Annotated in this window: 10 protein-coding genes; 8 read left to right on the plus strand and 2 right to left on the minus strand. The window is 65.4% G+C overall.

Annotated elements, in window-relative coordinates; all coding sequences use genetic code 11:
* The first annotated feature begins 37 nt into the window (after positions 1–37).
* Complete coding sequence (gene boxC, locus JQ633_RS06175) at positions 38–1,726, plus strand: 2,3-epoxybenzoyl-CoA dihydrolase (RefSeq protein WP_211983494.1); 1,689 nt, start codon at positions 38–40, stop codon at positions 1,724–1,726.
* Positions 1,727–1,738: 12 nt separating this feature from the next.
* On the plus strand, positions 1,739–3,190 hold the full coding sequence (gene boxB / locus JQ633_RS06180; protein WP_211983502.1) for a benzoyl-CoA 2,3-epoxidase subunit BoxB: 1,452 nt from the start codon (positions 1,739–1,741) through the stop codon (positions 3,188–3,190).
* 161 nt (positions 3,191–3,351) lie between these two features.
* Here boxB and JQ633_RS06185 read toward each other — a convergent pair whose 3' ends face one another.
* Together JQ633_RS06185 and JQ633_RS06190 are read right to left on the minus strand one after the other, a co-directional pair.
* Positions 3,352–4,152: an SDR family oxidoreductase gene (locus JQ633_RS06185; RefSeq protein WP_211983504.1), complete on the minus strand. Its 801-nt coding sequence runs from the start codon at positions 4,150–4,152 to the stop codon at positions 3,352–3,354.
* 193 nt (positions 4,153–4,345) lie between these two features.
* The gene (locus JQ633_RS06190) at positions 4,346–5,404 is read right to left on the minus strand and encodes a polysaccharide deacetylase family protein (protein WP_211983513.1); all 1,059 of its coding nucleotides are present in this window, start codon (positions 5,402–5,404) and stop codon (positions 4,346–4,348) included.
* Between the two features lie 168 nt (positions 5,405–5,572).
* Here JQ633_RS06190 and JQ633_RS06195 point away from each other — a divergent pair, with 168 nt between their 5' ends.
* The 6 genes from JQ633_RS06195 (at position 5,573) to pstC (ending at position 12,368) form a co-directional block, all read left to right on the plus strand.
* Positions 5,573–6,967 carry an OmpA family protein gene (locus JQ633_RS06195; protein WP_211983515.1) on the plus strand — a complete coding sequence of 465 codons (1,395 nt, stop codon included), beginning with the start codon at positions 5,573–5,575 and terminating at the stop codon, positions 6,965–6,967.
* Positions 6,968–6,969: 2 nt separating this feature from the next.
* On the plus strand, positions 6,970–7,266 hold the full coding sequence (locus JQ633_RS06200) for a hypothetical protein (RefSeq protein ID WP_211983517.1): 297 nt from the start codon (positions 6,970–6,972) through the stop codon (positions 7,264–7,266).
* A 297-nt stretch (positions 7,267–7,563) separates the two neighbouring features.
* Positions 7,564–8,619: a lysylphosphatidylglycerol synthase domain-containing protein gene (locus tag JQ633_RS06205; protein ID WP_249158868.1), complete on the plus strand. Its 1,056-nt coding sequence runs from the start codon at positions 7,564–7,566 to the stop codon at positions 8,617–8,619.
* 82 nt (positions 8,620–8,701) lie between these two features.
* A complete protein-coding gene (locus JQ633_RS06210; RefSeq protein WP_211983526.1) occupies positions 8,702–10,006 on the plus strand; it encodes an ATP-binding protein in 1,305 nt (434 codons plus the stop codon).
* Positions 10,007–10,142: 136 nt separating this feature from the next.
* Positions 10,143–11,153, plus strand: coding sequence for a phosphate ABC transporter substrate-binding protein PstS (pstS, locus tag JQ633_RS06215; RefSeq protein WP_211983528.1), 1,011 nt, complete (start codon positions 10,143–10,145; stop codon positions 11,151–11,153).
* A 225-nt stretch (positions 11,154–11,378) separates the two neighbouring features.
* Entirely contained in the window at positions 11,379–12,368 is a 990-nt protein-coding gene (gene pstC / locus JQ633_RS06220) for a phosphate ABC transporter permease subunit PstC (RefSeq protein WP_211983530.1), read from the plus strand.
* Position 12,369: the final 1 nt, after the last annotated feature.

The following is a 12,369-nucleotide window of genomic DNA, read 5'->3' on the forward strand; positions in this document are numbered from 1 at the left end:
GAAGACATCAGAACCAACAACGACAAAGGGTGGCCCAATGGCTGGCGACGATCGCGTCCTTGCAGGCGGGGCGAAATACATCGATTTCCAGACCGAGCCGCAGCGCTACCGGCACTGGAAGCTGGACGTCGCCGGCGACGTCGCGACGCTCACCATGGACGTTGACGAGAATGCCGGCCTGTTCGAGGGCTATCAGCTCAAGCTGAATTCCTACGACCTCGGCGTCGACATCGAGCTGGCGGACGCCGTGCAGCGGCTGCGCTTCGAGCATCCCGAGGTCAAGGTCGTGGTGATGCGCTCGGGCAAGAACCGGGTGTTCTGCGCCGGCGCCAACATCCGCATGCTGGCGGGCTCGACCCACGCCCACAAGGTCAACTTCTGCAAGTTCACCAACGAGACCCGCAACGGTCTGGAAGACTCCAGCGAGAATTCCGGCCAGAGCTTCATCTGCGTGATCAACGGCACCGCGGCCGGCGGCGGCTATGAGCTGGCGCTCGCGACCGACCACATCATGATGGCCGACGACGGCGCGGCCGCCGTTGCGCTGCCTGAAGTGCCGCTGCTCGCGGTGCTGCCGGGCACCGGCGGCCTCACCCGCGTGGTCGACAAGCGCAAGGTGCGCCGCGACCATGCCGACTTCTTCTGCACCATCGAGGAAGGCATCAAGGGCAAGCGCGCGGTGCAGTGGCGGCTGGTCGATGAGATCGCGCCGAACTCCAAGCTCGAGGGCAAGCTCGCCGAGCGCGTCAAGGAATTCGCTGCCAGGTCGAAGCGCAACGGCGCCGGCAAGGGCATCGCGCTGACGAAGCTCAACCGGACCGTCGACGACAGCGCGATCCGCTACGATTTCGTCAGCGTCGACATCGATCGCAACGCGCGCATCGCCACTATCTCGATCAAGGCGCCGGAAGCCGCCGCGCCCGCCGATATCGACGGCATGATCGGGCAGGGGGCCGCGTTTTGGCCGCTGCAGGTCGCGCGCGAGCTCGATGATGCGATCCTGCATCTGCGCATCAACGAACTCGAGATCGCGATGCTGGTGTTCAAGAGCCACGGCGACCGCGCCAATGTCGTGTCCTATGACGCGTTCCTCGACGCCAACAAGGCGCACTGGCTGGTCAACGAGGTCAGGCATTACTGGAAGCGCGTGCTCAAGCGCATCGACGTCACCTCGCGCACGCTGGTGACACTGGTCGAGCCCGGCTCCTGCTTCGTCGGCACGCTGGCCGAACTCGTGCTCGCCGCCGACCGCTCCTACATGCTGATCGGCCAGAAGCAGGGCGACAACCGCCCGCCGCCGGCGATCGAGCTCACTGCGATGAATTTCGGGCCCTACCCGATGAGCCACGGCCTGACCCGGCTGCAGTCGCGCTTCCAGGCCGACCCGTCGGATCTGGAGCGCGCGCAGGCCTCGATCGGCAAGGCGCTCGATGCGGAGGAGGCCGAGGAACTCGGTCTCGTCACCTTCGCGCTCGACGACATCGACTGGGACGACGAGGTCCGCGTGTTCTTCGAGGAGCGCACCTCGTTCTCGCCCGACGGCCTCACCGGCATGGAAGCCAATCTGCGCTTCGTCGGGCCGGAGACGATGGAATCGAAGATCTTCTCGCGCCTCACCGCGTGGCAGAACTGGATCTTCCAGCGGCCGAACGCGGTCGGTGAAGACGGCGCGCTGCGCCGCTACGGCACCGGCCAGAAGGCGCAATTCGACATGACGCGAGTCTAAGGGAGCACGGCCATGAACATGAACATCATGAACGTCGATTACTCGACCAAGATCCCGAACAACGTCAACCTCGCCGAGGACCGCCAGGTGCTCAAGGCGCTGGAAGGCTGGCACCCCGGTTACATGGACTGGTGGAGCGACATGGGTCCGGACGGCTTCCAGGAGTCGCTGGTCTACCTGCGCACCGCCTATTCGGTCGACCCGCGCGGCTGGGCCAAGTTCGACTACGTGCGGATGCCGGAATATCGCTGGGGCATTCTGCTTGCTCCGCAGGAAGAAAATCGCGTCATCCCGTTCGGCGAGGATTACGGCAAGCCGGCATGGCAGGAAGTCCCCGGCGAGCACCGCGCGATGCTGCGCCGCCTGATCGTGATCCAGGGCGACACCGAGCCGGCCTCGGTCGAGCAGCAGCGCCATCTCGGCAAGACCGCGCCGTCACTCTACGACATGCGCAACCTGTTCCAGGTCAATGTCGAGGAAGGCCGCCATCTCTGGGCGATGGTCTACCTGCTGCAGAAGTATTTCGGCCGCGACGGCCGCGAGGAAGCGGATGATTTGCTCCGCCGCCGCTCGGGTGACGCGGACTCGCCGCGCATGCTCGGTGCGTTCAACGAGGCGACGCCGGACTGGCTGTCGTTCTTCATGTTCACCTACTTCACCGACCGCGACGGCAAGATGCAGCTGCACTCGCTGGCGCAGTCGGGCTTCGATCCGCTATCGCGCACCTGCCGCTTCATGCTGACCGAGGAAGCGCATCACATGTTCGTCGGCGAGACTGGCATCACCCGCGTCGTGCAGCGCACCTGCGATGCAATGCGCGAGGCCGGCATCACCGATCCGACCGACATCGCGAAGGTCCGCGCGCTCGGCGTGATCGACCTGCCGACCATCCAGAAGAAGCTGAACCTGCACTATTCGCTGTCGCTCGACCTGTTCGGCTCCGAGGTCTCGACCAACGCGGCGAACGCCTTCAATGCCGGCATCAAGGGCCGCTACAAGGAAACCACGATCGAGGACGATCACCAGCTCAAGAACTCGACCTATCCGGTGATGAAGCTGGTCGATGGCCAGATCAAGATGGTTGACGAGCCGGCGCTGACGGCACTCAACATGCGCCTGCGCGACGACTACACGCAGGACTGCGTCAAGGGCATGCTGCGCTGGAACAAGGTGATCTCGAGCGCGGGCTACGACTACAAGCTCGCGGTGCCGAACACGGTGTTCCATCGCCAGATCGGCGAGTTCAAGGACGTCCACGCGACGCCCGACGGCCTCCTGATCGACAATGCGACCTGGGCCAAGCGCAAGAACGAATGGCTGCCCTCGACCGAGGACGGCGACTTCATCGCCTCGCTGATGAAGCCGGTGACCGAGCCCGGTCAGTTCGCCTCCTGGATCTCGGCGCCCAAGGTCGGCATCGACAACAAGCCCGGCGACTTCGAGTACGTGCGGATCGAGACCTGATCGCGCGCATGATCCGGAAAAGTGCAGAGCGGTTTTCCGGATCGATCACGTTCAAATAAGAGCTTCTCTCCCTCCCGGAGAGGACCACGAAGGGGGCGAGCCGAGAGGTCCCTGGCTCGCCCCTTTCTTTATTGCCTCATGATGGTCGATGCGAGGCGCAGCTAACCCGCGATCTCCAGACCCGCGGTCGCGTAGACCACGCCGCCATCGACCGCGATGGTATTTCCCACCACATAGTCGCCGGCACGCGAGGCGAGGTAGATCGCAACGCCCGCCATGTCCTCATCGGTGCCAACCCGCCGCGCGGGAACGCGCTTGGCGACCTCGTCGGCGTGATCGCGCGCGGCCCGGTTCATGTCCGACTTGAATGCGCCCGGCGCGATTGCGGTGACGTTGATGTTGTCCTTGATCAGCCGTGTCGCCATCCGCCGTGTCAGGTGGATCACCGCGGCCTTGCTGGCGCCGTAGGAATAGGTCTCCGTCGGGTTGACGAAGATGCCGTCGATCGAGGCGATGTTGATCACCTTGCCCGGTCGGTCATGCGTCGCCGCCGCGCGCAGCGGCTTCGCCAGCGCCTTGGTCAGGAAGAAGATCGACTTGACGTTGAGGTTCATCACCTTGTCCCAGCCGCTCTCCGGGAATTCGTCGAAATCCGCGCCCCAGGCCGCGCCGGCATTGTTGACGAGAATGTCGAGCTTCGGCTCGCGCTTGATGATCTCGGCGGCGAGCTTGTCGCAGCCCTCGACGGTCGAGATGTCGATCGGCAGCGCGATGCACTCACCGTCATAGGCGGCGGTGAGCTCCTGGGCGGTGGCCTCGCACGGCCCCGCCTTGCGCGCGGTGATGTAGACCCTTGCCGCGCCCTGTGCGAGGAAGCCGGATGCGATCATCTTGCCGATGCCGCGCGAACCGCCGGTCACCAGCGCGACGCGGCCGTTGAGTGAGAACAGATCCTTGAACATGCGTTCCTCCGTTTGTCTTGCCAGCGGTTCTGGGCGCGGCCGGGGAGCGAGTCAAGGAAGCTGAGGGGCAGAGGGAAGCTTGTAGCCCGGATGGAGCGAAGCGTAATCCGGGGCAGACTATCCGCGGCGCGACTGTCCCGGATTGCGCTGCGCTGCATCCGGGCTACGCATTGGCGCAAGGGGTGAGAGACACCTACGCCGCGTCGATGCGGCGGAAGCCGTTCCACACCGCGGTGGCGGCGCCGGAGGTCAGCACCGGGAGCAGGCGGGCATCCTGGAAGTTACCGTTCAGCGAGACGCGCTGCAGCGCCGTGAGATGGTCGGCGCTCTCGGGAAACAGCATGCCCGGCCGGGTCGTCACCGCGGTCTGGAAGCCGATCGATCTGGCGAGCGCGAATTCGCGCTGTCCGGCGGCGAGCCGGTCGCCATAGGGATAGGCGAGATGCCGCGCCGGCCGCTGCAGCGCGTCCTCGATCCGGGCGCGGCTGGTCGCCAGCTCGAACGATGCGATCGTCTCGCTCTGCTTGGCGAGATTGCAATGCGTGACGGTGTGCGCGCCGACCGTGACCAATGGATCCTTGGCAAAGGTGCGCAGCTCGTCCCAGGACATGCAGAGCTCGCGTGCGATGCTGCTTTCGTCGATGCCGTGGCGGGCACAAAGCGCCGAGATCTCGGCCTGCATCTCCCGCTCGCCGGGCAGTGAGCGCAACCAGCCATGCATGCGGTTGAATGCGGCCTGCTTGGCCGGCGCGGTCGACGTGTCGAGCCGCGTCATGGTGCCGTCGATCGGTGCCTCGATGGCGGAGCCTGCCGCGATCACCCGCTCCAGCGCGACCCACCACAGCCGGCCGCAGCCTTCGGCGAAGTCGCTGGTGACGTAGACGGTCAGCGGCGCGTCGAATTCGCGCATCACCGGCAGCGCGTAGTCCCGGTTGTCGCGATAGCCGTCGTCGGCGGTGAAGCAGGCGAAGCGGCGGGTGAAATTCCGTTCGGTGAGGCGGCGATGCGCCTCGTCCATGCTGACGACATCGACGTCGAGATCACGCAGATGCGTCAGCATCGCGCGCAGGAAGTCGGGTGTGACCGCGAGATGCCGGTTCGGCTGGAACGCGTCACAGCGTGCCGGGCCGACGTGATGCAGCATGAAGACGGCGCCGACCCCGGCGAAGATCGGCCGCAGCAACAGATGCGCGCCGGAGAAGTACAGCGCTTCCAGCCCCGCGCGGATCACCGTGGTACGGAATTGTTTCATGGGTGGGCTGGTTGGCCGGTTTGCATTCCGCCGCAAACCTAGCAAAAGACCACTGAATAAACGGTTAGCCCGCTCCAACACGGCGCTTCCCTCGGAGCGCATGATTTGGGGTTTGACAGCCAGCCAAGGGTTTGTTTTCTCTCTGCTTCCCGAGCCGCAGGACGCTGAATGCACGGACTTTTCAAGTGGAGTAGCAAATGGTGGCCGGGGGTGATTCCGCTGGCCGTCTTTTGGGGGCTCGCGGCCTGGACCAGCACGACGGCGGTCGAGGGCGACGTTGCCGCGCGTTCTAATGCCGCACTGAAGGACAGCGTTCTCGACAAGCGCCGCATCAGCGTCGACGGCCGCGACGTGACGTTCGCGGCCAACGCCTTCTCCGAGGAGGGCCGGCTCAGCGCCGTGGCCTCGGTCGAAGCCGTGCCGGGCGTGCGGCTGGTGAACGACGAGACCCGCCTGGTTCCGGAAGCCAAGCCGTTCGTCTGGTCCGCCGAGCGCGACGTCGTCCGGGTGACGCTGGGCGGCAGCGCGCCGCTGCCGTCGAGCAAGGGAAAATTGATGGAAGCGGCGAAGGCCGGCCTCGGCGGTGTCGAGGTGGTCGACCAGATGGGGCTCGCCCGCGGCGCGCCGCCGCGGTTCGACGCCGTCGCGCTGCTGCTGCTCGACCAGATCAGCAAGCTGAAGGACGGCAAGATCACGCTGACCGACAACAAGATCAATCTCGCCGGCATGGCGCGCGACCTCGGCGGCCGCGAGGCGGTCGCTGCGGCGTTGAAGAACCTGCCGGACGGCTATTCGGTCGCCGCCAACGATATCAAGGCGCCGCCCTACATATTCCAGGCCTACAAGGATCCGGTCGCGCTGACGCTGACGCTGACCGGCTACGTGCCGGACAACAACGTGCACGCGGCGCTGGTCGCCGCCGCCGGCCGCAAGTTCTTCAGCGAGAAGGTGGTCGACAATCTCAAGGCCAGTGTCGGCGCACCCTCGGGCTTTGCCGCGGCGGTGGTGCCGGCGCTCGGCGCGCTGTCGCGGCTGTCGACCGGCACGCTCGTGGTGTCGGACCGCGAGGTGAAGCTGTCGGGCGATGCGCTCTACGACGCCGCCGCCGGCCAGATCCGCGGCGGGCTCGGCAAGGATTTTCCGCAGGGCTGGCAGTACAAGGCGGAGATATCGGTGAAGCCGGCCTCGGCGCCGGTCGATGCCACGGTGTGCCAGCAATTGTTCGCCGACACCCTGACCAAGGGCCGCATCCGCTTCGAGTCCGGCAAGGCCGACATCGTGCCCGATTCAGCCGGCCTGCTCGATCGGCTGATCGAGACCGCGATGCGCTGTCCGACCACTAATATCGAGATCGCCGGGCACACCGACAGCGATGGCGAGGAAGCCGCCAACCAGGCGCTGTCGGAAAAGCGCGCGCAGGCGGTGATGGATTATCTGGTGCGGGCCGGCCTGCCGGCCAGCCGCTTCACGCCGATCGGTTATGGCAGCACCCAGCCGGTCGCCGCCAATGACGGCGAAGACGGCAAGGCGCAGAACCGGCGCATCGAATTCGTGGTGAAGTAGCGATGGCTGCGCTTGCGACATTCTTCTGGGGTTGGCTGCTGGCGGCGCTGCTGCTCGGCTTCGGCATGGGCTGGATCGCCGTGGTGCATCGCGCGCAGGGGGTGCCGAAGCTCTGGATGCGCTGGCTGGCGGTGCTGGCGGTCGCGCTGGTCGCGGCCTCGTTCGCGCACGTCGTGCCCGGTCGGTTTGGCTATTGGCTCGACCTGTTGCTCGTGATGTTCGCGCTCTATCTCGTCGGCTGCGCGGTCGGCTCCTGGTTGCGCGACTGGGTGGTCTCGCGCAGCAAGCCCGCGAATTGAGCCATGCCGCGGCGCGGTGACGCGCCGCCCACCGTAGTTTCCCGGGATGGCTTGCGGACGATTTCGCTGGCCATCTGCGGCACCCCCGCCGAAGGTCTTGGCCGAAGGTGGCGGGAAACGCTCAAATTTGTGCATCCGCTGTCATGAATCGTCCCTAATATCTTGAAGACGCGCGTTTTATTGTCCTTTGACGAATTCCACTCCGGCACAAAACGCGCTACACGGGGCAGGGAACAGCGGAGCGTCGGCGGGGTTCGCCCGGGAGCCGTCGTCGCGAGATCGCAATTCGAGGTCTAGATGCTGCAAGCAATAAGCAGGGCGATGGCGCTGCTGCGCCAGAAGCAAATCCTGCACAAGCTGGGCGTTGTCATCAGCGTCGCCGTCATCGGCATTGCTTGCTATGTCCTCTACCATATGCTGCGCGGCATCGACACCAACGAGGTGCTCGAAGCCATCAAGAGCACCGAGCCGCGGCAGATCGCGTTGGCGGCGCTGTTCGTTGCGGCGGGCTACTTCACGTTGACCTTCTACGATCTGTTCGCGGTGCGCGCGATCGGCCACGCCCACGTGCCCTACCGCATTAACGCGCTCGCCGCCTTCACCTCCTATTCGATCGGGCACAATGTCGGCGCCAGCGTCTTCACCGGCGGCGCGGTGCGCTACCGGATCTACTCGGCCTGGGGGCTGAACGCGATTGACGTCGCCAAGATCTGCTTCCTCGCCGGCCTCACCTTCTGGCTCGGCAATGCCGCGGTGCTCGGACTCGGCATCGCCTATCATCCGGAAGCCGCCGCCAACATCGACCAGCTGCCGCCCTGGCTCAACCGCACGCTGGCGTTTGCGATCATCACCGCGCTGGTCGCCTATGTGGTCTGGGTCTGGACCCAGCCGCGGGTGGTCGGGCGCGGCCCGTGGACGGTGACGTTGCCGGGCGGCCCGTTGACGCTGCTGCAGATCGCGATCGGCATCGTCGACCTCGGCTTCTGCGCGCTCGCGATGTATGTTCTGGTGCCGGACGAGCCCAATCTCGGCTTCGTCGTGGTCGCCGTGATCTTCGTGTCGGCGACGCTGCTCGGCTTCGCCAGCCACTCCCCCGGCGGGCTCGGGGTGTTCGATGCCGCCATGCTGGTCGGCCTCTGGCAGATGGACCGCGAGGACCTGCTCGGCGGTATGCTGCTGTTCCGCCTGCTCTACTATATTGCCCCCTTCATCATATCTGTAATCTTGCTGACGTTTCGGGAGGTTATCGTCGGCGCCCGATTCAAACGGCTGCCCCAGGCTGATTCGGGTCCCCGCGCCGAGCCGCATCACGAGGCGGTTCTGGTCCGCAAGCGCGGTGACTCCGGCGTCTGATCGTGCGGCCGGACGGCTCCTGCGGGCAGGGTGATTGACCTTGCCGGGCGAGCCGCGAACCGAAGGGAAGAAAGCCGCCGCGATGGCAATTGACGATTCACCTTCCTCGATCTTCTCGCCGTGGCCGGACCGGCTGCGTCACGCCGCCCTGATCCTGCTCGCCGCCGCGCTTGCGCTGAGCGTGGTCGTCGCGCTCGGCGAATTGTCGCCGGTGCGCGCCTGTGCGGTGTTCGCCTGCATCGCGGCCGCGGCATTGGTGCCGTGGCGGCTGCACGATGCCTCGACCTCGCGCGAGGATGTTCGCGGCGTCAACCCGGTCGAGGCTTCGGCAGTCAGCGCCGTGGTCGCCGGGATGCCGGATCCCGCCGTGCTGCTCGATCGCGCCGGCCGCGTCATCCATCTCAACGCCGCGGCCGCGCAGCTCGCGCCGGCGCTGCGCAAGAACGAATTGGCGCAATTTGCGCTGCGTTCGCCGGAGATCATCACCGCACTGCGCGAGGCGATCGCGACCGCCGAGCCGCGCCGCGCCACCTACACCGACCACGTGCCGGTCGATCGCTGGATGGAGCTGGTGATCACCCCTGTGCCGGTGCCGACGCCGTTCGGCGGCACCGACAAATGCATGCTGATGACCTTCCACGACCTGACGCCGCTGCGCCGGGTCGAGGAGATGCGTGCCGACTTCGTCGCCAATGCCAGCCACGAGTTGCGCACGCCGCTCGCCGCGCTGTCCGGTTTCATCGACACGCTGCAGGGACCAGCGCGCGACGACGCGCGGGCGCGCGAGCGCTTCCTCGGCATCATGCACACCCAGGCTACCCGCATGGCGCGGCTGATCGACGATCTGCTGTCGCTGTCGCGGGTCGAGCTCTCGGCCCATGTCCGGCCCGAAGCCTTGATCGACATCGTGCCGATCATCCGCCAGGTGGTCGACGGGCTGGAGGCGCTGGTCGCCGAGCGCCAGGTCGAGATCGACCTGGATCTGCCCGAGACTCCGGTCACGATCGCCGGCGACCGCGAGGAACTGCTGCGGCTGTTCGAGAACCTGATCGAGAATGCGCTGAAATACGGCGCCTCCGGCGGCCGCGTCATAGTGTCGCTCAGCCAGGCAGGGGCGGGGGAGCCGAGCCCTGAAATCCGCATCATGGTACGCGATTTCGGCCCCGGCATCGCTCCGGAGCACCTGCCGCGGCTGACCGAGCGGTTCTACCGGGTGGATGTCGGCGACAGCCGCAACCAGGGCGGAACCGGCCTCGGATTATCCTTGGTGAAACATATTCTTAACCGTCATCGCGGGCGTCTTTTGATCGAAAGCATACCGCGCAACGGGGCCACTTTTACCGCCTGTTTTCCCCGCCCGAAGGCCCAAATGCCAACCCAAAGTTGAGCATTTTCAAGGGCTTGGGTCTGTCATCCAACTGTCATCTAACCTTTATAAAACCGGCACCGACCGCTCCTAGATGGACCGGCGTGGGCGCGATCGGGCGCATTCGGCGCTTCGCTCACAAGATGGAGACCACCCCATGAATTTCATCAAAGCAATCGTCGCTGCCGGCATGGTCGCCGCTTCGACGTCAGCCTTCGCTGCCGATATTACCGGCGCAGGCGCGACGTTCCCCTTCCCGATCTATTCGAAGTGGGCTGACGCCTACAAGAAGGAGACCGGCAACGGTCTGAACTACCAGTCGATCGGCTCCGGTGCCGGCATCAAGCAGATCCAGGCCAAGACCGTGACCTTCGGCGCCACCGACGCACCGCTCAAGGCCGAGCAGCTCGAGAAGGACGGCCTCGTCCAGTGGCCGATGGTGATGGGCGCGATCGTGCCGGTCGTGAACCTCGAAGGCATCAAGCCGGGCGAACTGATCCTGTCGGGCGAAGTGCTCGGCAACATCTATCTCGGCAAGGTCACCAAGTGGAACGACGAGTCGATCGCCAAGCTCAATCCGAAGCTGAAGCTGCCGGCCGACGCCATCACCGTCGTGCGCCGCTCGGACGGTTCGGGCACCACCTTCAACTTCACCGACTATCTCTCCAAGTCGAACGCCGACTGGAAGTCCAAGGTCGGTTCGGGCACCGCGGTCGAGTGGCCGGCCGGTGTCGGCGCCAAGGGTAACGAAGGCGTCGCCGGCAACATCAGCCAGACCAAGAACGCGATCGGCTATGTCGAATACGCCTATGCCAAGCAGAACAAGCTGACCTACACCGGTCTGGTCAACAAGGCCGGCAAGACCGTGCAGCCGACCATGGAGGCCTTCCAGGCCGCCGCTGCGAACGCCGACTGGGCCAAGGCTCCCGGCTACTACGTGATCCTGACCGACCAGCCGGGCGATGCCTCCTGGCCGATCACCGCGGCGACCTTCATCCTGATGCACAAGGACTCGACCGACAAGGCGGCCTCGCAGGAAGCTCTCAAGTTCTTCAAGTACGCTTTCGAGAAGGGCGACAAGGCGGCCGAAGAGCTCGACTACATCCCGATGCCGGACTCGGTCGTCAAGCTGATCGAGAAGACCTGGTCGTCGGACATCAAGAGCTAAGACGAGCGTTTCGAAACAGGCCTGTGCCGCGCAATGGCGGCACAGGCCAAGCGACCAAGGCCCGGGCTCCGTCACGACCCATAAGAACAATGGAGCCCGAGCCGGCGCCTTCGCGGAGGCGCAGCCGGAATGACGCTCGGCCAAGCGCGTCAGTGAAAGATCGCTTCGGGGGCGTAGCGGTTTGCGTTGTTTTCACATAGTAGAGAGGGGATAGGCGTGGCGGACATGGCTGTTCAGGGCGATGTGATGGAAGCTGCCGGTCCTTATGATCGCGCCAAGGCTCTCAGTGCGTTCAAGCTCGGCGATGCGACCTTCTACTGGGTCACCCGCCTCTCGGCGATCTCGGTTCTTCTGATCCTCGGCGGCATCATCCTGTCGCTGATCGTCGGCGCCTGGCCGGCGATGCGGGAATACGGCTTCTCTTTCCTGTTCACGCAGCGCTGGGCGCCCTCGGCCGATCCGCCGGTGCTCGGCGCGCTCGGCCCGATCTACGGCACGCTGGTCACGTCGGTCATCGCGATGCTGATCGCCATTCCGGTCGGTATCGGCATCGCCGTGTTCCTCACCGAGCTGTGCCCGCAATTTCTACGCCGCCCGATCGGCATCGCGGTCGAGCTGCTCGCCGGCATTCCGTCGATCATCTACGGCATGTGGGGCTTCTTCGTGCTGGGCCCGTTCCTCGCCAACACGTTCCAGCCGTTCATGATCCGCATTTTCGAAGGCGTGCCGGTGCTCGGCGCGATCTTCGCCGGCCCGCCGTCGTATCTCAGCCTGTTCAACGCGGCGCTGATCCTCGCGATCATGGTGCTGCCCTTCATCACCGCGATCTCGGTCGACGTGTTCAAGACCGTGCCGCCGGTGCTCAAGGAAGCCGCCTACGGCATGGGCTGCACCACTTGGGAAGTCGTCAAGAACGTCGTGATCCCCTACACAAGGGTCGGCGTGATCGGCGGCGTCATGCTGGCGCTCGGCCGCGCGCTCGGCGAGACCATGGCGGTGACCTTCATCATCGGCAACTCGTTCCGCATCTCCTCGTCGATCTTCGCGCCGGGTACCACCATCTCGGCCGCGATCGCCTCCGAATTCGCCGAGAGCGACGGGCTGCATCAGTCCGGCCTGATCCTGCTCGGCCTGCTGCTGTTCGTGTTGACCTTCTTCGTGCTCGCCGGAGCACGGCTGATGCTGCTGCGGCTGGAAAAGAAGGCAGGGAAGTGAC

Origin of the sequence: Bradyrhizobium tropiciagri (genome assembly GCF_018130505.1) — a bacterium.
Taxonomy (GTDB): Bacteria; Pseudomonadota; Alphaproteobacteria; order Rhizobiales; family Xanthobacteraceae; genus Bradyrhizobium; species Bradyrhizobium tropiciagri_B.